The following is a 22961-nucleotide window of genomic DNA, read 5'->3' as shown; positions in this document are numbered from 1 at the left end:
AACGGGCGGCCGGTGCCGCCCGGATTTAAACGGCCCAGCGAATCTGCCCGACCGGTCGTACGTGCTCCACCTCAGGCACCGCACCCTGCTCGCCCCCACCCGGCCCGCCGGCGAGTACGCGTTGCAGCACACGGTCTTCCAGCGCCGCGAATGCGGCCGACGCGCGCGCACGCGGCCGGTCGAGCGGAACGGACTGATCGAGGGCGACGCGCCCTTGCTCGATCAACAGGATCCGGTCGCCGAGTGCGACGGCTTCCTGCACGTCGTGCGTGACGAGCAGCGCGGTGAACCGATGCTCGCGCCACAAGCGCTCGATCAGCGCATGCATCTCGATGCGGGTCAGCGCGTCGAGCGCACCGAGCGGCTCGTCGAGCAGCAGCAATTGCGGCCGGTGCACGAGCGCGCGGGCGAGCGCGACGCGCTGCCGCTGGCCGCCCGACAGCTGGGCGGGCCAGTCATTCGCGCGCTCGAGCAGCCCGACTTCGTCGAGCACCGCGCGCGCCTGATCGCGTGCCCCGCGGCCCAGGCCCAGCATCACGTTCTGCAGCACGGTCTTCCACGGCAGCAGTCGCGCATCCTGGTACATGATCCGGGTGTCGAGCGTGCCGCCACCCTCGCCGCGCGTCACGAGCGCACCGCTGCTCGGCGCCCCGAGCCCCGCGACGAGACGCAGCAGCGTGGATTTTCCGCAGCCGCTGCGGCCGACGATCGCGACGAAGCTGCCGCGCGCGATGCCGAGTTCGACGTTGTCGAGCACGGTGCGCGTGCCGAAGCGCTTGCTGACGCCCGACAGCGTCACCGCGTCGTCGGCTGCCGGGCTGCCCGCGCGCCGCCGCGCGAGCGGAACGACGGATGCACCGCCGTCCCGATCGACGATCGCCGCATCGCGTGCGTCGTCGTCCGTCACGCGCGCCTGTACCAGTTCGGCCTCGAGGTCTGCGCCGGCGAGCGGGCCGTAGGCGGCCGCCGAAGTCGTCGCATTCATGCCTTTGCTCCTGATTGATAAGCGGGGTGCCAGCGCAGCGTCACGCGCTCGATCCATTTCGCCAGCACATCGGCCAGCTTGCCGAGCACCGCATACAGCAGGATGCCGACCACCACCACATCGGTTTGCAGGAATTCGCGTGCGTTCATCGTCATGTAGCCGATGCCCGATTGCGCGGAGATCGTTTCCGCGACGATCAGCATCACCCACATCAGCCCGAGCGCGAAGCGCACGCCGACGAGAATCGACGGCAATGCGCCGGGCAGGATCACGTCGCGATACAGCGCGAAGCCGCGCACGCCATAGCTCTTCGCCATCTCGATCAGGTTCGCGTCGACCGAGCGGATCCCGTGATACGTGTTGATGTAAACCGGGAAGAACACGCCAAGCGAAACGAGGAACAGCTTCGCCTTCTCGTCGATGCCGAACCACAGGATCACGAGCGGAATCATCGCGAGCGCGGGGATGTTGCGGATCATCTGGATCGTCGAATCGAGCGCGACCTCCGCCGCTTTCGACAGGCCGGTCGCGAGCCCGAGCGCGAGACCCACGCCGCCGCCGATCGCGAAGCCGAACAGCGCGCGCCAGGTACTGACCTTCACGTTCGCCCACATCTCGCCCGACGTCACGAGCGACCACGCGGCACGCACGACCGCCAGCGGCTCGGGCAGCACGCGGGTCGACAGCCAGCCGACGCGCGCGCCGACCTCCCATGCGGCCAGCAGCGCGAGCGGCACGAGCCACGGCGCGATGCCGCGCCAAGCGCGGGCGGCCACGGCGGCGCCCGTCGTCGACGTTTTCGTTGTCATCGCAGGCCTCCTTCGTTCAGCTCTGGCTCGCCTTCGGCAGGTAGTTGTTGCCGACGATCTCGCCGAACGGCCCCGACAGCGGGCCGGACGGACGCGCCGCGCCCTTGCCCTTGATCAGCGGGAACACGAGCTCGGCGAAGCGGTACGACTCCTCGAGGTGCGGATAGCCGGACAGGATGAACGTCTCGATGCCGAGATCCGCGTATTCGCGCATGCGTTCCGCGACCTGCTCGGGGTTGCCGACGAGCGCGGTACCCGCGCCGCCGCGCACGAGACCGACACCGGCCCACAGGTTCGGATACACCTCGAGCGCCTCGCGGCCGCCGCGCTTGCCACCGTGCAGCGCGGCCATCCGGCGCTGGCCTTCCGAATCCATGTTCGCGAATGCCTGCTGCGCGCGGGCGATCGTCTCGTCGTCGAGACGGCTGATCAGGCGGTCGGCATCGCGCCACGCCTCGTCCTCGGTCTCGCGCACGATCACGTGCAGGCGGATGCCGAACTTGATCTTGCGGCCACGCGCCTCGGCGCGGGCGCGGATGTCTGCGATCTTCTTCGCGACGGCCTCGGGCGGCTCGCCCCAGGTCAGGTAGGTGTCGATGTGATCCGCGGCGATCGCGTGCGCGGCCGGCGACGATCCGCCGAACCACAGCGGCGGATGCGGGCGCTGCACGGGCGGATACAGCGCCTTGCCGCCCTTCGACTGAAGGTGCTTGCCGATGTAGTCGAAGCCGCCGTTATCGTGCGAGGCGGACAGCAGTCCGCGCCAGATGTTCAGGAAGTCGTCGGTGATCTCGTAGCGCGTATCGTGATCCGCGAACAGCCCGTCGCCTTCGAGTTCGGCGGCGTCGCCGCCCGTCACGACGTTGATCAGCAGGCGGCCGCCCGACAGGCGGTCGAACGTCGCGGCCATCCGCGCCGCGAGACCGGGCGATGCGATGCCGGGACGCACGGCGACCAGGAACTTCAGACGCTGCGTCGCCGGAATCAGGCTCGACGCAACGACCCACGCATCCTCGCAGGAACGGCCGGTCGGCAGCAGCACGCCTTCGTAGCCGAGCGTGTCGGCCGCGACGGCGATCTGCTTGAAATAATCGTAATCCGCGGCGCGCGCGCCTTCGGCGGTGCCGAGATAACGGCTGTCGCCGTGCGTGGGAATAAACCAGAAAACATTCATCTGCTGCTCCTGCTTGACTGTCCTTGCCGGAATCTGGATAAAACGAAGCCCTGCTCGCGTCGCGAATCAGCGACGCATGCATGGTGTGCATTCGAATCGGGATGGCTCGCCGGTCAGGCCGTGCCGCGGACGAGTACGCGATTGCACGGCTGTTTCTGGGAAATCAGTCTATGGATCGGTGCAGGGCTTTGGAACGATTTTTTTGAGCTTAGGTTTTCCGCTTTCGTGATTAGCGCGACGCTCCAGCGAATATCGCATCGGCCGGGCCCTATAATGACGCACCTATCCGAACAACTTCGCGCGGACGGCCCCGGCCGGCCGCGCCTGCAATACGCTCACCGATGCAGAAAGTCATCCTGCCGTTCCTGTCCGGCTTCCTGGCCGCCCTCTTCTTTCGCGAAGCGACGCTCGCGCTGCTACATACGGCCGACCTGATCGCCGAAGCCGGATTCTCCACGCAACCTTTCGCGCCGCTCGGCATTCCTGAATTTGTCGCGAACGCGCTGATCAGCGCGTGCTGCGCGATCCCGATGGCGTGGCTGCTGCGCGTGTCGCCGGAGCGCGAAGCGCCGTGGATCGGCGCGCTGGTGTTCGGCGGCGTCGTGCTGACGGCCGCCCGCGTGTTCGCGATCGATCCGCTGCGCGGGATCTGGCCGTCGGGCAACATGATGCCGGTGCTCGCCGCCGGTTTCGCCGCGAACGCGGTGTGGGGTTTCGGTGCGCTGGTGTTCATGCGCGCGTTCATGTCGGACGACGCCGGCGATGAATGACGCGCGGCTTGCGGCGAGGCCCCGGCCCTGCCGCCGAGCCGGATCGGCATCCGTAAACGCAAAGGCCGCCTGCACATGCAAGCGGCCTTTTTGCTTTTCGCTTCGATACCGCGCGCGTCAGTCCTTCAGGTTGCGCAGCGGATGCGTGTCGGGCGTCCACGGGCTGTCGAACATCGCGAGCACGTCGGCCCGGTCGATATCGGCCGTCGACTTGAAACGCCAGACCGGCTGTTGATCCTTGTCGACGATCAGCGCGCGCACGCCTTCGATCACGTCGCCGTGCGCGAACGTCGAACGCGTGAGGTCGAGATCGCGCCGCAGGCAATCGGCCATCGTCGCGCCGCGCGCGCGCTCGACGACTTCGAGCGACACGGCCATCGACAGCGGCGACAACTGGCTGCGCATCGCGTGGGTCGCCTTCTCGACCCATCCGTCGATGGCCGCGCAATCCTGCTCGGCGTCGAGCGACGCCAGGATCGCGCCGATATCGGGCTGCGCGAAATGCCGGTCGATCCCGGCGCGCGCGTCGGCCAGCGCCGACGTGTCGGGCGTCGGCACGACCTTGTGCGCGGCAGCTGCGTCGGCCACGCACGCGACGGCCTGCGCGCCGCTGTCGATCCGCGCGCCGTGCAGCGTATCGAGCAGCGCCGGCAGCGCGGCGTCAGGCAGGTATACGTCGGCGAGCTGCGCATACAGTGCGCCGGCCGCGTCGAGCGTCGTGCCGGTCACCGCGAGATAGCGGCCGAGCGCGCCCGGCGTGCGCGCGAGGAACCAGCTCATCCCGACGTCCGGGAACAGCCCGATGCGCGTTTCGGGCATCGCCATCTTCGTCGAATCGGTGACCACACGCAGGCCGCCCGTATGTCGCGCCGCCTGCGAAATTCCCATGCCGCCGCCCATCACGACGCCGTGCATCAACGCGATGTACGGTTTCGGATAGGTGAAGATCGTATGGTTGAGCGTGTATTCCTCGATGAAGAACGTGTCGACCGCATCGCGATCGCCGCGCTGCCACGCAGCGTGGAAGAAGCGCACGTCGCCGCCCGCGCAGAACGCGCGCGGATGCGGGCTGTGCACGACGACGGCCGTCACCTCCGCGTCGTCGCGCCATGCATCGAGCGCCTGCTGCATCAGTCGGATCATCCCCACCGACAGCGCATTCAGCGCCTTCGGCCGGTTCAGTTCGAGATAGCCGATGCGGTTCGCGACATACGCGCGCACGTCGGGCTGGGCGGCTTCGGCGGAAGCGGCAGTGGAATCGGTCATGTGAGCCATCCGGCGTATCGCGGGCGCACGCTCAGTGCGCCTGCATCTTCGAGAACAGGTTCAGCACCACGACGCCCGAGACGATCAGCCCGAGGCCGATCACGGCCGGCAGGTCCGGCACCTGGCGATAGAGCAGCATCGCGACGAGCGTGATCAGCACGATGCCGGCCCCCGACCACACCGCATAGATGATGCCGACGGGCATCGTGCGCAGCGTGAGCGACAGACAGTAGAACGCGATGCCGTAACCGGCCACGACGAGCGCCGACGGCCACAAGCGCGTGAAGCCGTCCGCCGCGCGCAGCGCGGACGTGCCGACCACTTCCGCGACGATCGCGATCGCGAGCCATGCGTAACCCGGAATCTGCATCGCTCAGCTCCTTGCAAGTGCCAGCACGGCATAGTCCTGCCCGAGCTCGGCGCACAGGGCTTCGACGACGAACTCGTGATCCGCGCGCTGCGGCAGCCCCGATGCGGTGATCGAGCCGATCACGCCGGCCCCCGCGACGGTCAGCGGAAACGCGCCGCCGTGCGGCGAATAGTCGGAGATCGGCAGCCCGTGCTTGTCGGCGAGCGTGGCGCCGGCCTGCTGCATGCGCAGGCCGATCGCATACGAACTGCGGCGGAAGTGCGCGACGACGTTGCGCTTGCGGCGTACCCAGTCGGCGTTGTCGGGCGTCGCGCCGGCGAGCGCCGCATAGAACAGCGGCTGGCCGAACGTGACGATGTCGATCGCGATCGCATGGCCGCGCGACGTCGCGAGCGCATGCATCCGGTTGCCGAGCGCCCAGGCACGAGCCGGGTCGAAATGGGGAAACACGAGCGCCTGTTCCTGCGCGCCGATCGATTGCAGATCGTGAGCGATGTCCATGAATCCGTGGATGCAGTAGTGAGTGTTGCAACGGCACCGACGCGATCGCGCGCGACTCTCCGCTGCAGGCGTGAACGACACAAGCAAACCGCTCGATTCTAGCGCACGCGCCTGCCGTACCGGCCCTGCCGGCGTCCCGCCGGCGACTGAAACGCGATTATCAGAAAGTGCTTGCAAGCATTCTGGTTAGCCCATATAATTCATTTCTTCGACGGACGCGGGGTGGAGCAGTCTGGCAGCTCGTCGGGCTCATAACCCGAAGGTCGTAGGTTCAAATCCTACCCCCGCAACCAACGTCCCGATTCATGCAAAAAGCCCGGCTCCACGCCGGGCTTTTTGTTTTCCGGCGCGCGATTGCGCGCCTCGCACGTTGCGCTTCGCGCCGCACGCCGCGCACATGCGCTCGCGTTCGAGAATGCCCCGCCCCGGTGATACACTCGCATCACCTCGTCCCTTCCACTCGACATGAAATTCTGCTCCGTCTGCGGTCACGAAGTCATCGCGCGCATTCCTCCGGGCGACAACCGCGAGCGCTTCATTTGCGATCACTGCGGCACGATCCATTACCAGAATCCGCGCAACGTGGTCGGCACGGTGCCGGTCTGGGGCGATCAGGTGCTGCTGTGCCGCCGTGCGATCGAACCGCGCTACGGTTTCTGGACGCTGCCGGCAGGCTTCATGGAAATGGGCGAGACGACGGCCGAGGCCGCCGCGCGCGAAACGCTCGAGGAAGCCGGCGCACGCGTCGAGGTTCAGAACCTGTTCACGCTGCTCAACGTGCCGCACGTGCACCAGGTCCATTTGTTCTATCTGGCGCGGCTCGTCGATCCGGCTTACGAGGCCGGCGAGGAAAGCCTCGAAGTCAAGCTGTTCGACGAAGCCGACATTCCGTGGGACGAGATCGCGTTCCCGACCGTCAGCCAGACGCTGCGTTTCTTCTTCGCCGATCGCGCCGCCGGCGACTACGGCGTCCATACCGGCGATATCTTCCGCTCGCTGCGCAACGGCTGAGCCCGCGCCCCATGGTCCCCTGGCTCGGCCCGGACGATCCATTCCCGCCCGTCGAACGCGCGCTCGGCTCCGCGACCGGCGCGCCGGGGCTGCTCGCCGCGAGCGCCGACCTGCTGCCGTCCCGCCTGATCGAGGCCTACCTGCGCGGCATCTTCCCGTGGTATTCGGACGGCCAGCCCGTGCTGTGGTGGAGCCCCGACCCGCGGATGATCCTCGCGCCGGCCGAATTCAAGGTGTCCCCGTCGCTGCGCAAGACGCTCAAGCGCGTGCTGCGCGACTCCGCGTGGGAAGTGCGCGTCGACCATGACTTTCCGGGCGTGATGCGCGCGTGCGCGCAAGCGCCGCGCCGCGGGCAGCGCGGTACCTGGATCACGGCCGAGATCATCGACGCGTATTCGTCGCTCTACCGTTCCGGCAACGCGCACAGCATCGAGGCGTGGCACGACGGGCGACGCGTGGGCGGCCTCTACGGCGTCGCGTTCGGGCGGATGTTTTTCGGCGAATCGATGTATGCGGATGTCACCGATGCGTCGAAGATCGCGCTGGCGACGCTCGTCGCCCACCTTCGCGAGCAGGGGCTGGAGATGATAGACTGCCAGCAGAATACGTCGCATCTAGCGTCGCTCGGTGGCCGCGAGATCGCACGCAAGGCCTTTGTCGCTCACGTGCGCCGCGCGGTAGCCGAACCGCCGATTCCGTGGCAGTTCGACAAGCGTGTGCTCGCCATGCTGACGAGCCCTGCCGAACCGGCCGCCCCCTCCGGGATCGAGCGCTAGCGCGGCACTCCCTCCCTGCATCGAGAGCTGCCCATGACTCACCCGACTGAGCTGCCGCTTTCACCGCTTTCGGCGCTGCAATTCTATGCAACGGCGCCCTATCCGTGCAGCTATCTGGACGGCCGCGTCGCGCGCTCGCAAGTCGCGACGCCGAGCCACCTGATCAATTCCGACATCTATACCGAGCTCGTGAAGGCCGGCTTCCGGCGCTCGGGCGTGTTCACCTATCGCCCGTACTGCGACGGCTGCCGTGCCTGCGTGCCGGTGCGCGTGCCGGTCGGCGCGTTCACGCCGTCGCGCACCCAGCGCCGGATGTGGAAGCGGCACCGCGCGCTCGTCGCGACGGTCTCGCCACTGCACTACGACGAGGAGCACTACGCGCTCTACATGCGCTACCAGTCGGCACGCCACGCGGGCGGCGGCATGGATCGCGACAGCCGCGACCAGTACGAGCAGTTCCTGCTGCAGAGCCGGATCAATTCGCGCCTCGTCGAATTCCGCGACCTCGACGCGCCGGGCGGCGAGCCCGGCAAGCTGCGCATGGTCAGCATGATCGACATCCTCGGCGACGGACTGTCGTCGGTCTATACGTTCTTCGAGCCGGACGAGCAGCATACGAGCTACGGCACGTACAACATCCTGTGGCAGATCGAGCAGGCGAAGAGCCTCGGCCTGCCGTACGTGTATCTCGGCTACTGGATCCGCGAGAGCCCGAAGATGGCCTACAAGGCCAACTTCCATCCGCTCGAAGGATTGCTCGACGGCCGCTGGAAAATACTCGATCCGGATCGGGTCGACCTGCCGCCGGTCGACGCGGCACTCGCCCGCGCGCCGCTGCCGGGCGGACATTCCGGGTCGGGCTGACGGGCCATCCCGCGGCGCGGCGGGGCGCCTGCAACGGGCACCCTGCGGCCCTTGCACGCGTTGCCGCGCGGCACAAGCGGTGCCACCGGCCGCGCATGCGAAGCGAAGCCCGCCCTTGCCGCGCAACTCCCGGTAAAATAGCGGGTTGTCATTCATTCCGGCCGTCCGCCCAATTCCCGTGTTCAGTTCCCTCTATCCGCTGGCCCGCGCATCCCTGTTCAAGATGGATGCGGAAGACGCTCACCACCTCACGCTGCGCGCGCTCGGCGCGGCCGGCCGCACGGGCCTCGCCTGCGCGCTGTCGGCCCGCGTGCCCGATGCGCCGCGCACCGTGATGGGACTCACGTTCCGCAACCCGGTCGGCCTCGCCGCCGGCCTCGACAAGGACGGCGCGGCCATCGACGGCCTCGCGGCGCTCGGCTTCGGCTTCATCGAGGTCGGCACGGTCACGCCGCGCCCGCAGCCGGGCAATCCGCGCCCGCGGATGTTCCGTCTGCCGCAGGCGGAAGCGCTGATCAACCGGATGGGCTTCAACAACCACGGCGTCGATCAGTTCGTGAAGAACGTCCAGGCGGCCCGCTATCGCGGCATCCTCGGCCTGAACATCGGCAAGAACGCCGACACGCCGATCGAACGCGCCGCGGAAGACTATCTCTACTGCCTCGAGCGCGTGTATCCGTTCGCAAGCTACGTGACGATCAACATTTCGTCGCCGAACACGAAGAACCTGCGCCAGCTGCAGGGCGCGGGCGAACTCGACGCGCTGCTCGCGGCGCTGAAGGACAAGCAGCAACGCCTCGCCGACCTGCACGGCAAGCTCGTGCCGCTCGCGCTGAAGATCGCGCCCGATCTCGACGACGAACAGGTCAAGGAAATCGCCGACACGCTGCTGCGCCACAAGATCGAGGCGGTCATCGCCACCAACACGACGCTGTCGCGTGCGGCCGTGCAGGGCCTGCCGCACGCCGACGAAGCCGGCGGCCTGTCGGGCCGTCCGGTGTTCGATGCGTCCAACGAAGTGATCCGCAAACTGCATGCCGAAGTCGGCAGCGCGGTGCCGATCATCGGCGTCGGCGGCATCTTCTCGGGCGAGGACGCGCGCGCGAAGCTCGCGGCCGGCGCGTCGCTCGTCCAGCTGTACACGGGCTTCATCTATCGCGGCCCCGCGCTCGTCGCCGAGTGCGTGAAGGCAATCGCGCGTGACCGCGCCGTGTAATATAGCCATAAACAAACGATATTTAATGGTCGATTGTATTTTTGCTATGATCGACCCCACAGTCAGAATCAAGCGCCCCGCTGGGGCAAGGAAGCTCACACGATGAAAATTTCGCTGCTGAAGAAGCTGCTGGTCGCCGGCCTGATCGGCACGTCGTTCGCCGCCGCCACCGCGCAGGCGGCCGACCTCCTCGACCAGGTGAAACAACGCGGCACGCTGCGCGTCGGCCTCGAAGGCACGTTCCCGCCGTTCAACTCGAAGAACCCGCAAGGCGAACTCGTCGGCTTCGACGTCGACATCGCGAATGCCGTCGCCGCGAAGCTCGGCGTGAAGGCCGAGTTCGTCACGACCGAATGGAGCGGCATCATCGCGGGCCTGCAGGCCGGCAAGTTCGACGTGATCGCCAACCAGGTCGGCATCACCGACAAGCGCAAGGAAACGCTCGACTTCTCGCCCGCGTACACCTATTCGTCCGCCCAGCTGATCCAGCGCAAGGACGACACGCGCCAGTTCAAGTCGCTCGACGACCTGAAGGGCAAGAAGCTCGGCGTCGCGCTCGGCACGAACTACATGGACATGGCGAAGTCGGTGCCCGGCATCGACGTGAAGACCTACCCGGGCGCGCCCGAGTACCTGCGCGACCTCGCGGCCGGCCGTCTCGATGCGGCGCTCAACGACCGCCTGATGCTCGCGTACCTGACGAAGAACTCGCAACTGCCGCTGCGCCCGGGCGCGAACGTCGGCTCGGCGAATCCGTCGGGCATCCCGTTCAAGAAGGGCAACCCGAAGTTCCAGAAGGCGATCGACGACGCGATGGCGCAACTCGAGGCCGACGGCACGTTCACGAAGATCTCGGACAAGTGGTTCGGCATCGACGTGACGAAGCCGGTCAAGTAAGCACGCCTCTGCTTCCCGCCTGACGGCGGGCCGGAAAGGGCGGCATCCGGAGCGATGCCGCCCTTTGTTTTATCGGTCCGGTTTATGATTGCGCTTTCGCGCACGCATTCGATTCGTATTCCATGTCGACAACGTCCCTGCTCGTCCAATCGCTGCCGGTGCTCGCCCAGGGTGCCGTACTGACCGTCAAGTTCGCCGTGCTGTCGATGGTGTTCGGCCTGCTCGGCGCCGTCGTGCTCGCGATGATGGGCATCCGGCAAAGCGAACCGCTCGACGGCTTCGAACGCATCTGGGTCAACGCGCTCGCGGGGCTCGCACGCGCCTACGTGAGCCTGATGCGCGGCACGCCGCTGCTCGTGCAGATCTTCGTCATCTATTACGGACTGCCGAGCCTCGGCATCTCGCTCGACCCGACACCGGCCGGCGTGATCGCGCTCTCCGCGAATGTCGCCGCTTACATGTCCGAAAGCATGCGCGGCGCGATCAACGGAATCGCGCGCGGCCAATGGCTGGCCGCCTACAGCCTCGGGCTGTCGTGGGGGCAGACGCTGCGCTACGTGATCGGCCCGCAGGCGCTGCGCATCGCGGTGCCGAGCCTGTCGAACAGCCTGATCAGCCTGATCAAGGACACGTCGCTCGTGTCCGTCATCACCGTGACCGAACTGCTGCGCAGCGCGCAGGAAGTGATCGCGGCGACCTACCAGCCGTTGCCGCTGTACCTGGCCGCCGCCGCGATCTACTGGGTGCTGTGCCAGATCCTCGAATGGGTCCAGCGCTGGTACGAAAAGCGCCTGTCGCTGCCCGCGCGGCACTGAGCACGTCGCCTCTCCCGCCGGGCCGCGGATGCGCGCCCGGCCCCCGCCTTCCCGTCCTTCCAGCCTACTCGCCCGAATAGCGCACGCCGAGTGCCGTGCGTGCCGCATCGGTCATCGCGATCATTCGCCGCGAATGGTCGTGCGTCATGATCGGGCTCTCGAGTTCGCCCGCGCGCAGCAGGTCGCAGAAATGCGCGGTCTCGTAGTTCAGGCCGCCGCCGTCGACCGGCGCGTCGAGTTCGACCGTGCGCCCGTCCGCATAGCGGATCGTCGCCCGCGCGGGGTTCCACCACTTTTCGTGAATCGTCACGTGCCCGCCTGCTGCAGCGATCAGCGCATCGCCGCGTCCCATCACGTCGAGCCCGCAAAAGAGCTGCGCAATGCCGCCGTTCGCGTGACGACTGTTCAGGCTCGCGAACACGTCGACACCCGTCGCGCCGATGCGGCCGAGCGTCTGCACGTCGACTGCCGCGCCGAGCCAGTCGACCGCGAGAAAGGCTTCGTAGATTCCGATGTCGAGCAGCGCGCCACCGGCGCGGTCGAGCCGATAGACGGAATGATCGTCCGGCACCGACGACGACGCGCAGCCCGCGCGCACGAGCCTGATCTCGCCGATCGGATCGTCATGCAGATGCGCGCGCAACTGACGATACAACGGAAAGAACGGCGGCTTCATCGCTTCCATGAAGAGCCGTCCGGCAGCGTGTGCCGCATCCAGCACGGCATCGAGCTGCGTCGCGTTCAGCGTCGCGGGTTTTTCGCACAGCACGGCCTTGCCGGCGGCGAGCGCCGCTTGCGCGTAGTGCGCGTGACTGTCGTGGAGGGTCGCGATATAGATCGCGTCGATGTCGCTCGCGAGGAGCGCGTCGAGGCTGGCGGCAGGCTTGCCGCCGCAGCTGTCGCAGAAAGCGGTTGCCGCATCGGCGCGGCGGGCCCACACGCCGGCGAGCGTGGCACCCGGCACGTGCGCGAGGCTTTGCGCGAAACGGCGTGCGATGCTGCCTGCGCCGACGATGCCGAAGCGCACCGGGCGGTTGTCGAATTCGTTCATCCGGATCTTCCGTGTCGGTCGTATGACGGTGGCCGGCACGCTGCCGGTCGGCCGTCATGATAAACGGCTCGCCGGCACAGGGATAAGCGACCCGCGCCGATTCAAGCGCGCACGGGCACGTCGACGGAGAAATCGCGCGAGATCTCGTCGGCGCTGAAATCGATCAGGGCAAGCGACGCCGCCTCGGCTTCGCGCGGATCGCGGCGTTCGATCGCATCGACGACGCGCGCATGCGCCTTCACCGCGATGTCGTGCGCACCGTCCTTCTGCGCGACGCGCGGATTCACGAGCCGCACAGCGCCGCGCACGATCGCCGCCATCTGCTGGAAAAACTGGTTGCCGCTCGCCTGGACGATTCGCGTGTGCAGCAGTTCGTCCGCCGTGTCATAACCGGGGTCGCCCGGTTGCAACACCTTGAACGCTTCGAACGCCTCGCGGATGCCCGCGATGTCGGCCGCCGTCGCACGGACCGCCGCCTGCGCGGTCGCGCGCGGTTCGATCAGCATCCGGAATTCGATGACGTCGCGCATGAACTGCGGATCCGGCTTCGCACGAAACCGCCAGCTCACCACGTCTTCATCGATCATGCGCCAGTCGCGCATCGGCCGAACGCGCGTACCGACTTTCGGACGCACGTCGAGCATGTCGCGCGCGAGCAACATCGACAATGCTTCGCGCATCACCGTGCGACTCACGTCGAACTCTTTCGACAGCACATCCTGCGGCGGCAGAATGCCGCCGTACTTGTCCTCGACGATACCTGCGACAAGCCCATCCATCACTTTGGCGACCAGTGACCGGTCTTTGCCCTGCTCCATGACACCTCCCCGTGCGTCGATTTGCGAACACCTGCTCCGCAGTTCCGCCGGCCCTGGTTACGACTGTTCTTATGATCTATAAGTTGATGAGTTCGGGGATATTTCGCTATCTGGTAAACACCTGACAGGGTTATCCCTCTTTTTGATGCGGTTGATTTATAAGGCTTCAAAAAAAGCCCGGAAAGCGCGCTGCGCTTGCCGGGCCGGGCTTTCCACGAACTTTGAACATGCAATCCATTACGGCATCCGGATGCCATTACGGACTGCTTCTCATTCAGTTTCGATTAATCGGGATAAACGATCGTTTCAACGCCGTTTGCCGTGCCGAGCAGGCACAGATTCGCGCCGCGCGCGGCGAACAGGCCGACCGTCACGACGCCCGGCCATGCGTTGACCCGCGCCTCGAAACCGCGCGGATCGGTGATTTGCAGCCCCTTGACGTCGATGATCTCGTTGCCGTTGTCGGTGATGTACGGCGCGCCGTCCTTCGTCACGCGCAGCACCGGCACGCCGCCCAGCGCGGTCACGCGCCGGCCGATCGCCGTGCGTGCCATCGGCACGACCTCGATCGGCAGCGGGAATGCGCCGAGCACCGGCACGCGCTTGCTGCCGTCCGCGATGCAGACGAAGGTATCGGCCACCGACGCGACGATCTTTTCGCGCGTCAATGCGCCACCGCCGCCCTTGATCATTGCACCGCTTGCGTCGATCTCGTCGGCACCGTCGACGTACACCTGCAGCGATTCGACCTCGTTCAGGTCGAACACCTTGATGCCGTGCGATTTCAGGCGTTCGGTGGTCGCGATGGAGCTCGACACGGCGCCGCGATAGCGCGACTTGACGGCCGCGAGCGCGTCGATGAAGCAGTTGGCGGTCGAGCCGGTGCCGACGCCGATCACGGCGCCTTCCGGCACGTTCTGGATCACATAATCGGCGGCCGCCTGGCCGACCAGGCGTTTGAGTTCGTCTTGAGTCATGGGGGTGGGAATACAGCGGGATTGCGGAAAACCGCCAGTTTACCGGACTCGGGAGACGACCCGGGCATTTTCGGTGGGGTGCCGGCGCTGCGATCAGCGCCGGGCACGCCGGCGATCACGGCGCGCCGGTGGCGGATGCGTCGCCCGCCGGCGGCGTGGCGGAGAAATACTTGTCGAGCAGCGCCTGTGCGATCGCATCGGTTTCGGCGTCCGGATTACCCGCATAGTCGGCCGGCCGGAAATGCATCTGGAACGCCGCGAATACGCGTCGCGTGCGGGTGTCGAGCACGCCGTCGGCCGGCACGTCGTAGCCGTAGCGCGCGAGCTTCAGCTGCAGTTCGCGCACGTCGACGAGCGCGTGCGGATCGCGGCCGCCGAGCCGGGCGGCCACGGTCGCATCGTCCGGCCACGCGCCGACACCGGCTTGCGCGAGCGCATGCCACGGGAACAGCGGCCCCGGATCGATCTTGCGTTGCGGCGCGATGTCGCTGTGCCCGACCACGCGCGTCGGCGGAATCCGGTAGCGCGCGACGACATCTTTCGACAGACGGATCAGCGCATCGACCTGTTCGGGCGGATACGGCTGCCACGTGCGGTTTTGCGGATCGAGCGGGCCGCGATTCACGTTCTCGATGCCGATCGACGCTGCGTTGAGCTCGGTCGTGCCCTGCCATTCGCTGATGCCCGCCTGCCATGCGCGTTCCGATTCGGGCACGAGCTGGTAGACCACCGGCATCCTGCGTTCGATGCGCGGTTGCGGCGGCACGACGTAGTGCGCGCTGACCGAATCGCCCGTCAGCGTGCGCAGCGATTTCGCTTCGTCGCTTTCGGTGTAATGCATCACGAGAAAGCGGATCCGCGAATCGGCGCCGCGTGCGTGCAAGCTCGTGTCGGCGTAGTAAGTGCCGCGCCCGACCAGTGACGGCGACGTGCAGGCGGCCAGCAGGCCGAGGATGGCGCACGATGCGCCGAGGCGAAACAGGGTCATGTTCGCGAGTTCCGGGAGGCGCGTGCCGCGCGCAGTCGCGGCACGCGTCGTGCGGGTCGTGACGGCCCGCGCAGCGCGCGAGACCGCGCGCGTCAGCCCGTGTATCAGCCCTTCACGCGCCGCTGCCGCACCGCTTCATACAGGCACACGCCGCTCGCGACCGACACGTTCAGGCTTTCGACGCTGCCGGCCATCGGGATGCTCATCACTTCGTCGCAGGTGTCGCGCGTGAGCCGGCGCATGCCTTCGCCTTCCGCACCCATCACGATGGCGACGGGACCGTCGAGCTTCGTGTCGTACAGCGTGCCCGACGCCTCGTCCGACGTACCGATGACCCACACGCCCGCGTCCTTCAGCTCGCGCAGCGCGCGGGCGAGGTTCGTGACCGTGATGTACGGCACCGTGTCGGCCGCGCCACTCGCGACCTTCGCTGCGGTCGCGTTCAGGCCGACCGCGCGGTCGCGCGGCGCGATCACTGCATGCGCGCCGGCCGAATCGGCGACACGCAGGCATGCGCCGAGGTTGTGCGGATCGGTGACGCCGTCGAGTACCAGCAGCAGCGCCGGGCCCTGGATGCCGTCGAGCAGCTCGGACAGGTTCTGTGCGAGCGGAACATCCTCGACGCGCGCCACGACGCCCTGGTGGCGCTCGGTATGCGCGAGGCCCCACAGGCGGGTTTCATCGGCCGCAATCAGCCGCACGCCCGCTTCCTTCGCGGCGTGCAGGAAGTCCTGCATGCGGCGGTCGCGGCGCGTCTGGTCGTACAGCACCTCCGCAACCGTCGACGCATCGTGCCGCAAACGCGCGGTCACCGCATGAAAACCGTAAAGAACCTTCAGACGAGACATGACTGGAACAACCTTCGATCAAACGTGCGGCCGCGCGACGTGCGCAGCCGCGATCCATGGAAAAGGAAAGCGCCGCGTTGCCGGCCGGTGACCGGTCAAGCGCGGCGTCTCTCGATACTGCAAGGGCGTGCGCGTGCGCCGCCCCGAACGCTCAATACTTCTTGCGGGCGTGCACCTTCTTCGCGGCCGTCTTCGCCGCCGCGCCGCCCTTCTTCTTCGCGGCACGCGCGGCGCGCGCCTCCTTCACCGCGACGGTCGGCGCGCTGGCCGCCTTCTTGCGGCGCGGCGCGGCGTCCTCCACCGGCGGCAACGCGCGCACGCGCGGGCCGCCGCGATCGTTACCGTTACCGTTGCCGGCGACAGCCGGCGCCGGTGCCGGACGCGGCGCCTTCACCGGCGTGTCGCGCACGAGGCGGAAGTCGATCTTGCGCGCGTCGAGATCGACGCGGCTCACCTGCACGCGCACGCGATCCGACAGGCGATAACGGATGCCCGTGCGCTCGCCGCGCAGCTCGTTCTTGATCTCGTCGTACTGGAAGTAGTCCGAGCCGAGTTCCGTGACGTGCACGAGCCCCTCGATGAACAGCGTATCGAGCTGCACGAAGATGCCGAACGACGTGACGCCGTTCACCATCCCGCCGTACTCCTCGCCGAGCTTGTCGCGCATGAAGTAGCACTTGAGCCAGGCCTCGACGTCGCGCGACGCTTCGTCGGCACGGCGCTCGTTCGCCGAGCAGTGCAGGCCGAGTTCTTCCCAGATCGCCGTGTTCGAGCGCGAACGGCCGCGCGCTTCGTCGTCGGCCTGCTGCATCGCGCGGGCGCGCGGCGACAGCGCGGTGTTCAGCTCGAAGCCGTCCGGCGCCTTCGGCGCATACTTCTTGCCGGACAGGATCGCGTAGATCGCGCGGTGCGTGAGCAGGTCGGGATAGCGGCGAATCGGGCTCGTGAAGTGCGCGTACGCCTCGTATGCGAGACCGAAGTGACCGATGTTGTCAGGGCTGTAGACGGCCTGCTGCATCGAGCGCAGCAGCATCGGCTGCAGCATCTGCGCGTCGGGCCGGTCGCGGATCTGCGCCATCAGCGCCGCGTAGTCGCTCGCATGCGGCTTGTCGCCGCCGCCGAGCGAGAGGCCCATCCCGCGCAGGAACGCGCGCAGGTTCTCGAGCTTCTCCGGCGTCGGCCCCGCGTGCACGCGGTACAGGCCCGGGTGCTTGTGGCGCTTCAGGAAATCGGCCGCGCACACGTTCGCGGCCAGCATGCATTCCTCGATCAGCTTGTGCGCATCGTTGCGCTGACGCGGGACGATCTGCTCGATCTTGCCTTGCGAGTTGCAGACGATGTAGGTCTCGGTCGTGTCGAAGTCGATCGCGCCGCGCTTCTGGCGTGCGGCGAACAGCGCCTTGTAGACGCCGTACAGATCCTGCAGGTGCGGCAGCAGGTCCGCGCGGCGCGCGGCCTCCGGCCCCTTCGTGTTCGACAGCACGGCCGCGACTTCGGTGTACGTGAGGCGCGCGGCCGAATGGATCACGGCCGGATAGAACTGGTACGCCTTGATCTCGCCGCGCGCGGTAATCACCATGTCGCATGCGAGCACGCAGCGATCGACCTGCGGGTTCAGCGAACAGAGGCCGTTCGACAGCTTCTCCGGCAGCATCGGGATCACGCGGCGCGGGAAGTAGACCGACGTACTGCGCTCGAGCGCGTCGGCATCGAGCCCGCTGCCCGGCTGCACGTAGTGCGACACGTCGGCGATCGCGACGATCAGGCGGAAGCCGTCGCCGCGGCCGACCTTGGTCGGCTCGCAGTAGACGGCATCGTCGAAGTCGCGGGCATCCTCGCCGTCGATCGTCACGAGCGGCACGTCGCGCAGGTCGACGCGGAAGCGCAGGTCGGTCGGCCGGACCTTGTCCGGCAGCGCGGCGGCTTCGTCGAGCGCCGGCTGGCTGAATTCGTGCGGCACGCCGTACTTGCGAACGGCGATCTCGATTTCCATGCCCGGATCGTCGATGTCGCCGAGCACTTCGACGACGCGGCCGAGCGGTTGCGAATGACGGCTCGGGAAGTCGGTCAGTTCGACGACGACGACCTGCCCGACCTTCGCCTTCTTCACGTTCTGCGTGATCAGGATGTCGTGGCCGATGCGCTTGTCTTCGGGGGCGACGATCAGTGCGCCGTTCTCGTTGAGCAGGCGGCCGATCACGCGCTTGTTCGCGCGCTCGGTGACTTCGACGACGTGCCCTTCCGGCCGGCCGCGGCGATCGTAGCCGACGATCCGCGCGAGCACGCGGTCGTTGTGCATGACCTTCTGCATTTCGCCGTTCGGCAGGAACAGGTCGTCCTGGCCGTCGTCGCGGATCACGAACCCGTAGCCGTCGCGATGGCCCTGCACGCGGCCGGCAACGAAGTTCGACGGATGGGTGAGCTGGTAGTGGCCGCGCTTGTCGAGGCGGATCTGGCCGTCGCGTTCCATCGCGGCGACACGCCGGAAGAACCCCTCGCGCTCCTGACGCTTGATCGACAGCGCTTCGGCGATGTCGTTGGCTGCCAGCGGCGCGTCGCTCGTACGCAGCACGCCGAGAATTTCTTCACGGCTCGGAATGGGGTACGGATATTTGCTCAAGGGTTTGTCGATGATTGTTCTCGTTGCGTTGACTGATGGTGCACGGCATCAACATAGAAGTGTCCGTCAGACAGTTCTATAGTGACGGCGGCGGATCATTCTATCACCCGCCTGTGTCGCCAAATGACGCGAATGCCGCGTGCAGGCGCCGCGGCGACCGGTTTGCGGTGCATCGCAAAAAAGTGTTGACACGATTAATTGGGGCGCTATAATTCCGCTTCTTTGCAGCAAGCAGCTACTGCAAAACGTGCCCAGGTGGCGGAATTGGTAGACGCACTAGGTTCAGGTCCTAGCGGTGGCAACATCGTGGAGGTTCGAGTCCTCTCCTGGGCACCACTTATTTAAAAAAGGTCGGCTTTTGCCGGCCTTTTTCTTTTTCAGGCCCAGGAAGCAAAGCGCCTGCGCGCTTTGCGCGAGGACTCGAAAGGCTGCGCTTGCAAGCGCAGCCGGGGTCGCGCTCGTGTGACCGAGTCCTCTCCTGGGCACCATCTTTTTTTGAAAAGGTCGGCTTCTAGCCGGCCTTTTTTCATTTCCGGCCGCACATTGCGCGTACTGTACCGCGCCATATGCCCGCCACTCCGATCGATAGCAGAATTAATCGGTTATCGATTGCCCTCCCCGTTGGTACGTTAGCCGCCTCGCTTTCAACGAACCCGACAAGGAACCACCCCATGACGTCGATGAACCGACGCGCGTTCGCGCGCGCGATGCTGGCCGCCGGCCTGAGCGTCGCCGGCATCCGGACGCACGCCGAGAACGCGCCCTCCACGTTGCGCATCGGATACCAGAAATCGTCGACGCTCATTACGCTGCTCAAGACGCGCGGCACGCTGGAGCAGTCGCTTGCGCCGCTCGGCCTGCGCGTGTCGTGGCATGAATTCGCGAGCGGCTTGCCGCTGACCGAAGCGCTCAACGTCGGCGCGGTCGATTTCAGTGCCGACGTGGCCGACACCGTTCCCGTCTTCGCGCAGGCCGCGCATGCGCGCTTCGTATACGTCGCGCAGGAAGCGCCGTCACCGAAAGCGCAGGCCATCATCGTCAAGCGCGACAGCGCGCTGCGCACGCTCGCCGATCTCAAGGGCAAGCGCATCGCCGTCACGAAGGCAGCCGGCAGCCACTACCTGCTGCTTGCCGCACTCGCGCGCGCAAAGCTCACCCCCGCCGACGCCGCAATCCACTACCTGACGCCGGCCGACGGCCGCGCGGCGTTCGAGCGCGGCAGCGTCGATGCATGGATCACGTGGGACCCGTATGTCGCATCGGTCGACGCGAATCCCGACGTGCGGATTCTGGCCGACGGCGACGGGCTTGCGTCGTACCAACGCTATTACCTGGCGTCGAGCAGCTTTGCCGCCGCGCGCCCCGACGTCATCCAGATCGTGTTCGACCAGTTGTCGCAAGCCGGCACCTGGCTGCGCGAACATCAGCAGGAGGCCGCCAATACCCTCGCCCCGATCTGGGGACTCGACGCGAAGACGATCGAGCGCGCGAACGCACGACGCAGCTATCTCGTGCGCACCGTGGCCACGCAGAACTTCGGTGAGCAGCAGAAGATCGCCGATACGTTCCTCGCGGCCGGTTTGCTGCCCGCCCGCGTCGACACGGGTGAAGCGCTGCGCTGGAATTTCGCGGCAAAGCGTGCTGAGCCGATCGGCGCCTGATGCCCGGAACCTGCAACGCGCGATAATTTTGATCGCCATCGAAAAATTGTGTTGACAGATACTCCAGACACGCTAGAATAGCGGTCTTCGCATCGCAGCAAGCGAAACGTGCCCAGGTGGCGGAATTGGTAGACGCACTAGGTTCAGGTCCTAGCGGTGGCAACATCGTGGAGGTTCGAGTCCTCTCCTGGGCACCACTTATTTAAAAAAGGTCGGCTTCTGCCGGCCTTTTTCTTTTTCAGGCCCAGGAAGCAAAGCGCCTGCTCGCTTTGCGCGAGGACTCGAAAGGCTGCGCTTGCAAGCGCAGCCGGGGTCGCGCTCGCGTGACCGAGTCCTCTCCTGGGCACCATCTGTTTTCTAAAAAGGTCGGCTTTCAGCCGGCCTTTTTTATTTCCGGCGCCGAATCGATACGCTCGCCGCGGCACGATGGTCGCACCTGACCATCACGACGCATCGACGAACACTCCCGCTCCCCTCTCGCATCGCAAGCAGGCCGGCAAATTATTTTCGTTCGTAACCTCAAATTCTGTTGACAGATCCTTCAGACACGCTAGAATAGCGGTCTTCGCATCGCAGCAAGCGAAACGTGCCCAGGTGGCGGAATTGGTAGACGCACTAGGTTCAGGTCCTAGCGGTGGCAACATCGTGGAGGTTCGAGTCCTCTCCTGGGCACCACTTATTTAAAAAAGGTCGGCTTCTGCCGGCCTTTTTCTTTTTCAGGCCCAGGAAGCAAAGCGCCTGCGCGCTTTGCGCGAGGACTCGAAAGGCTGCGCTTGCAAGCGCAGCCGGGGTCGCGCTCGTGTGACCGAGTCCTCTCCTGGGCACCATCTGTTTTCTAAAAAGGCCGGCTTTTAGCCGGCCTTTTTTCATTTCCGGCGCCGAATCGATACCAGGTTCACGCCGCGCCCCATACCGTCCCGGTGACGCGCATGACGCGCCATCTTTCCTTCGCCACCTGCGCATCAGGACAAATCGCCCCGGCCTGCGCGGCGAGTCAGTCCGGCCGGCGGTCCGTCGAGCGTGCGCGCCGGCCGCGATCCATCGCGCGAATTCGACATCGCCGGTCCCGCTGCACGACGCGGCGGCCGCCCGCCCCGGCAACCCGGGCCCCGCCTTCATCCCGGAACAAAACCGGGATTTCCCTAGGCTGACATGCTACCGCTCACGCGGTTAAATAAATCAACATGATTTATTTAATGCGTCGATGTTCGACGCAACATGGAAGGAGACGCCATGCGAAGCCCGCACTTCGGCCAGGGCAGCAATTCGGCCAACGTGCGCCGTTACAACGAGCGCCTGCTGCTGAAGACGCTGCGCCGCGTGGGCAGCGCGTCGAAGGCCGACCTCGCGCGTCTCGCGAACATGACGAGCGCGGCTGTCGGCGGCATCATCGCGTCCCTCGCCGACGCGAAGCTGATCGAATCCGCCGGCCGCACCGAGGGCCAGCGCGGCCAGCCGGCGTCGCTGATCCGCCTCGATCCGCGCGGCGCGTTCGGCATCGGCGTCCACCTCGACCGGATGCGCATCGAGACGGCGCTCGTCAATTTCGCGGGCGACGTGCTCGGCCGCCGCTCCCACGACTGCCTGCTCCCCCCGCCCGCCGACGTGCTCGACATCGTGCGGCGCGACATCGATGCGATGCAGGACCTGCTCCCCACGCATGAGCGCGCGCGCCTGACGGGCGTCGGCGTCGCCCAGCCGTACAACCTCGGCGCGTGGATGCGCGAACTCGGCCTCGCACCCGACACGTTCCGCGCGTGGGAAGACGTCGACTTCGCGAGCGACCTCGGGCGCACGCTGTCGCTGCCCGTGTTCGGCGAAAACGACGGCAACGCGGCCGCGATCGCCGAACTGTTCTACGGGTACGGCCGGCAGTGCGACGATTTCGTGTACCTGTTCATCGGTCCCGCGATCGGCGGCGGCATCGCGATCGACGGCGACTGCCTGCGCGGCGTGACCGGCAATGCCGGCGACATCGCCGTGATTCCTGTGCCGCCGAGCCGGCTGGCGTCCGCGCCGCCGCCCCGCGGCCCGTGGGACATCCTGCTCGCCCGCGCATCGCTGCACGCGCTCGTGCGTCATCTGCGCCATTGCGGCGAGACGGTCGAGAACCGCGCCGATCTCGAGGCCTGCATCGCGCGTGGCCTGCCGGCGGTCGACGAATGGATCGACGACTGTGTCGACGCGCTCGCGCCGGCATTGCGTGCGGTGCTGTGCGTCGTCGATGCGCCGGTGGTCGTACTCGACGCCGATACCGACGCCGGCCTGCTCGATGCGGTGACGACCCGCCTGCGCGCGGCGCTCGTCGCCACCGCGCCGGAAGCGCGCGGCACGCCGACGCTCGTGCGCGGCACGTTCGGCGCCGACGCCGGCGCGATCGGCGCCGCGACACTGCCGATGTTCTTCAACTTCTCTCCACGGGCCGGCATCCTCAAGGGCGCCCGCACCGAATCGCAGGAGGTCAACCATGTCGCGTTCTGAGTCCCCCCGGCCGCTGCTCGAGATGCGCGGCATCAGCAAGACCTTCCCGGCCGTGCGCGCGCT

At 66.8% G+C, this 22961-nt stretch carries 21 protein-coding genes and 4 tRNA genes; 13 read left to right on the top strand and 12 right to left on the bottom strand.

Features of this window, described 5'->3' with window-relative positions; translation table 11 throughout:
- Window positions 1–25: 25 nt before the first annotated feature.
- From DID99_RS30880 to ssuD, 3 genes are read right to left on the bottom strand one after another with little or no spacing between them, the layout of a single operon-like run.
- Window positions 26–985: an ATP-binding cassette domain-containing protein gene (locus DID99_RS30880; protein WP_124668215.1), complete on the bottom strand. Its 960-nt coding sequence runs from the start codon at window positions 983–985 to the stop codon at window positions 26–28.
- Window positions 982–1794, bottom strand: a complete 813-nt coding sequence (gene ssuC / locus DID99_RS30875) for an aliphatic sulfonate ABC transporter permease SsuC (RefSeq protein ID WP_044845066.1) — start codon at window positions 1792–1794, stop codon at window positions 982–984. Before ssuC ends, DID99_RS30880 begins: the two co-directional genes overlap by 4 nt.
- Before the next feature lie 16 nt (window positions 1795–1810).
- A complete protein-coding gene (ssuD, locus tag DID99_RS30870) occupies window positions 1811–2968 on the bottom strand; it encodes an FMNH2-dependent alkanesulfonate monooxygenase (RefSeq protein WP_044845067.1) in 1158 nt (385 codons plus the stop codon).
- 341 nt (window positions 2969–3309) lie between these two features.
- Here ssuD and DID99_RS30865 point away from each other — a divergent pair, with 341 nt between their 5' ends.
- Complete coding sequence (locus DID99_RS30865) at window positions 3310–3738, top strand: hypothetical protein (RefSeq protein ID WP_124668214.1); 429 nt, start codon at window positions 3310–3312, stop codon at window positions 3736–3738.
- A gap of 117 nt (window positions 3739–3855) precedes the next feature.
- On the opposite strand, the gene DID99_RS30860 is transcribed toward DID99_RS30865, so the two are convergent.
- The 3 genes from DID99_RS30860 to DID99_RS30850 are packed head-to-tail and all read right to left on the bottom strand — an operon-like array spanning window position 3856 to window position 5875.
- On the bottom strand, window positions 3856–5004 hold the full coding sequence (locus DID99_RS30860) for an enoyl-CoA hydratase/isomerase family protein (RefSeq protein WP_124668213.1): 1149 nt from the start codon (window positions 5002–5004) through the stop codon (window positions 3856–3858).
- Between the two features lie 31 nt (window positions 5005–5035).
- Window positions 5036–5374, bottom strand: coding sequence for a multidrug efflux SMR transporter (locus tag DID99_RS30855; RefSeq protein WP_124668212.1), 339 nt, complete (start codon window positions 5372–5374; stop codon window positions 5036–5038).
- Window positions 5375–5377: 3 nt separating this feature from the next.
- Window positions 5378–5875 (bottom strand): heme-degrading domain-containing protein, encoded by a 498-nt coding sequence (locus DID99_RS30850; RefSeq protein ID WP_044845071.1) that lies wholly within the window; start codon window positions 5873–5875, stop codon window positions 5378–5380.
- A gap of 216 nt (window positions 5876–6091) precedes the next feature.
- On the opposite strand from DID99_RS30850, the gene DID99_RS30845 reads away from it, so the two are divergent.
- The 7 genes from DID99_RS30845 to DID99_RS30815 all read left to right on the top strand — a co-directional run bounded on the left by DID99_RS30845 (window position 6092) and on the right by DID99_RS30815 (window position 11454).
- A tRNA-Met gene (locus DID99_RS30845) sits at window positions 6092–6168 on the top strand.
- 172 nt (window positions 6169–6340) lie between these two features.
- Entirely contained in the window at window positions 6341–6886 is a 546-nt protein-coding gene (locus DID99_RS30840) for an NUDIX hydrolase (protein WP_040144100.1), read from the top strand.
- A gap of 11 nt (window positions 6887–6897) precedes the next feature.
- Window positions 6898–7662, top strand: a complete 765-nt coding sequence (aat, locus tag DID99_RS30835; RefSeq protein WP_124485690.1) for a leucyl/phenylalanyl-tRNA--protein transferase — start codon at window positions 6898–6900, stop codon at window positions 7660–7662.
- 33 nt (window positions 7663–7695) lie between these two features.
- Entirely contained in the window at window positions 7696–8526 is an 831-nt protein-coding gene (locus tag DID99_RS30830) for an arginyltransferase (protein WP_124522241.1), read from the top strand.
- Between the two features lie 178 nt (window positions 8527–8704).
- The gene (locus tag DID99_RS30825; RefSeq protein WP_124485691.1) at window positions 8705–9742 is read left to right on the top strand and encodes a quinone-dependent dihydroorotate dehydrogenase; all 1038 of its coding nucleotides are present in this window, start codon (window positions 8705–8707) and stop codon (window positions 9740–9742) included.
- A 102-nt stretch (window positions 9743–9844) separates the two neighbouring features.
- Window positions 9845–10639, top strand: coding sequence for a cystine ABC transporter substrate-binding protein (locus DID99_RS30820; RefSeq protein WP_044845075.1), 795 nt, complete (start codon window positions 9845–9847; stop codon window positions 10637–10639).
- Window positions 10640–10761: 122 nt separating this feature from the next.
- The gene (locus DID99_RS30815) at window positions 10762–11454 is read left to right on the top strand and encodes an amino acid ABC transporter permease (RefSeq protein WP_044845076.1); all 693 of its coding nucleotides are present in this window, start codon (window positions 10762–10764) and stop codon (window positions 11452–11454) included.
- Window positions 11455–11518: 64 nt separating this feature from the next.
- Here DID99_RS30815 and DID99_RS30810 read toward each other — a convergent pair whose 3' ends face one another.
- The 6 genes from DID99_RS30810 to rnr form a co-directional block, all read right to left on the bottom strand.
- Window positions 11519–12505: a Gfo/Idh/MocA family protein gene (locus DID99_RS30810; protein ID WP_124668211.1), complete on the bottom strand. Its 987-nt coding sequence runs from the start codon at window positions 12503–12505 to the stop codon at window positions 11519–11521.
- A gap of 101 nt (window positions 12506–12606) precedes the next feature.
- A complete protein-coding gene (locus DID99_RS30805; RefSeq protein ID WP_044845078.1) occupies window positions 12607–13323 on the bottom strand; it encodes a FadR/GntR family transcriptional regulator in 717 nt (238 codons plus the stop codon).
- A gap of 284 nt (window positions 13324–13607) precedes the next feature.
- On the bottom strand, window positions 13608–14300 hold the full coding sequence (gene rpiA / locus DID99_RS30800) for a ribose-5-phosphate isomerase RpiA (RefSeq protein ID WP_260444736.1): 693 nt from the start codon (window positions 14298–14300) through the stop codon (window positions 13608–13610).
- 115 nt (window positions 14301–14415) lie between these two features.
- On the bottom strand, window positions 14416–15288 hold the full coding sequence (locus DID99_RS30795) for an N-acetylmuramoyl-L-alanine amidase (protein ID WP_124668209.1): 873 nt from the start codon (window positions 15286–15288) through the stop codon (window positions 14416–14418).
- 104 nt (window positions 15289–15392) lie between these two features.
- Window positions 15393–16136, bottom strand: a complete 744-nt coding sequence (gene rlmB / locus DID99_RS30790) for a 23S rRNA (guanosine(2251)-2'-O)-methyltransferase RlmB (RefSeq protein WP_044845081.1) — start codon at window positions 16134–16136, stop codon at window positions 15393–15395.
- Between the two features lie 151 nt (window positions 16137–16287).
- Complete coding sequence (rnr, locus tag DID99_RS30785) at window positions 16288–18756, bottom strand: ribonuclease R (RefSeq protein WP_124485696.1); 2469 nt, start codon at window positions 18754–18756, stop codon at window positions 16288–16290.
- A 249-nt stretch (window positions 18757–19005) separates the two neighbouring features.
- Here rnr and DID99_RS30780 point away from each other — a divergent pair.
- From DID99_RS30780 to DID99_RS30760, 5 genes are all read left to right on the top strand, one after another.
- Window positions 19006–19092: transfer RNA gene (locus DID99_RS30780), tRNA-Leu, on the top strand.
- 335 nt (window positions 19093–19427) lie between these two features.
- Window positions 19428–20417, top strand: a complete 990-nt coding sequence (locus DID99_RS30775; protein WP_124668208.1) for an aliphatic sulfonate ABC transporter substrate-binding protein — start codon at window positions 19428–19430, stop codon at window positions 20415–20417.
- Between the two features lie 110 nt (window positions 20418–20527).
- Window positions 20528–20614, top strand: a tRNA-Leu gene (locus tag DID99_RS30770).
- A gap of 391 nt (window positions 20615–21005) precedes the next feature.
- Window positions 21006–21092: transfer RNA gene (locus tag DID99_RS30765), tRNA-Leu, on the top strand.
- 558 nt (window positions 21093–21650) lie between these two features.
- Window positions 21651–22898 (top strand): ROK family transcriptional regulator, encoded by a 1248-nt coding sequence (locus DID99_RS30760; RefSeq protein WP_124668207.1) that lies wholly within the window; start codon window positions 21651–21653, stop codon window positions 22896–22898.
- The last annotated feature ends 63 nt before the right edge of the window (window positions 22899–22961 follow it).

Origin of the sequence: Burkholderia sp. Bp8986 (assembly GCF_003854225.1) — a bacterium.
GTDB lineage: Bacteria > Pseudomonadota > Gammaproteobacteria > Burkholderiales > Burkholderiaceae > Burkholderia.
The sequence above is the reverse complement of the archived record's forward strand: the minus strand, read 5'-3'. Positions and strand labels throughout refer to the sequence as shown.

Bases quoted from the DNA above. Each gene is read 5' to 3' on its own strand.
- DID99_RS30810 (WP_124668211.1), bottom strand. From the start codon at position 12,505: ATGAACGAATTCGACAACCGCCCGGTGCGCTTCGGCATCGTCGGCGCA.
- ssuC (WP_044845066.1), bottom strand. From the start codon at position 1,794: ATGACAACGAAAACGTCGACGACGGGCGCCGCCGTGGCCGCCCGCGCT.
- DID99_RS30815 (WP_044845076.1), top strand. From the start codon at position 10,762: ATGTCGACAACGTCCCTGCTCGTCCAATCGCTGCCGGTGCTCGCCCAG.
- DID99_RS30795 (WP_124668209.1), bottom strand. From the start codon at position 15,288: ATGACCCTGTTTCGCCTCGGCGCATCGTGCGCCATCCTCGGCCTGCTG.
- DID99_RS30805 (WP_044845078.1), bottom strand. From the start codon at position 13,323: ATGGAGCAGGGCAAAGACCGGTCACTGGTCGCCAAAGTGATGGATGGG.
- DID99_RS30865 (WP_124668214.1), top strand. From the start codon at position 3,310: ATGCAGAAAGTCATCCTGCCGTTCCTGTCCGGCTTCCTGGCCGCCCTC.
- DID99_RS30830 (WP_124522241.1), top strand. From the start codon at position 7,696: ATGACTCACCCGACTGAGCTGCCGCTTTCACCGCTTTCGGCGCTGCAA.
- DID99_RS30880 (WP_124668215.1), bottom strand. From the start codon at position 985: ATGAATGCGACGACTTCGGCGGCCGCCTACGGCCCGCTCGCCGGCGCA.
- rpiA (WP_260444736.1), bottom strand. From the start codon at position 14,300: ATGACTCAAGACGAACTCAAACGCCTGGTCGGCCAGGCGGCCGCCGAT.
- DID99_RS30840 (WP_040144100.1), top strand. From the start codon at position 6,341: ATGAAATTCTGCTCCGTCTGCGGTCACGAAGTCATCGCGCGCATTCCT.
- ssuD (WP_044845067.1), bottom strand. From the start codon at position 2,968: ATGAATGTTTTCTGGTTTATTCCCACGCACGGCGACAGCCGTTATCTC.
- DID99_RS30860 (WP_124668213.1), bottom strand. From the start codon at position 5,004: ATGACCGATTCCACTGCCGCTTCCGCCGAAGCCGCCCAGCCCGACGTG.
- DID99_RS30775 (WP_124668208.1), top strand. From the start codon at position 19,428: ATGACGTCGATGAACCGACGCGCGTTCGCGCGCGCGATGCTGGCCGCC.
- DID99_RS30760 (WP_124668207.1), top strand. From the start codon at position 21,651: ATGCGAAGCCCGCACTTCGGCCAGGGCAGCAATTCGGCCAACGTGCGC.
- rlmB (WP_044845081.1), bottom strand. From the start codon at position 16,136: ATGTCTCGTCTGAAGGTTCTTTACGGTTTTCATGCGGTGACCGCGCGT.
- DID99_RS30820 (WP_044845075.1), top strand. From the start codon at position 9,845: ATGAAAATTTCGCTGCTGAAGAAGCTGCTGGTCGCCGGCCTGATCGGC.
- aat (WP_124485690.1), top strand. From the start codon at position 6,898: ATGGTCCCCTGGCTCGGCCCGGACGATCCATTCCCGCCCGTCGAACGC.
- DID99_RS30855 (WP_124668212.1), bottom strand. From the start codon at position 5,374: ATGCAGATTCCGGGTTACGCATGGCTCGCGATCGCGATCGTCGCGGAA.
- DID99_RS30850 (WP_044845071.1), bottom strand. From the start codon at position 5,875: ATGGACATCGCTCACGATCTGCAATCGATCGGCGCGCAGGAACAGGCG.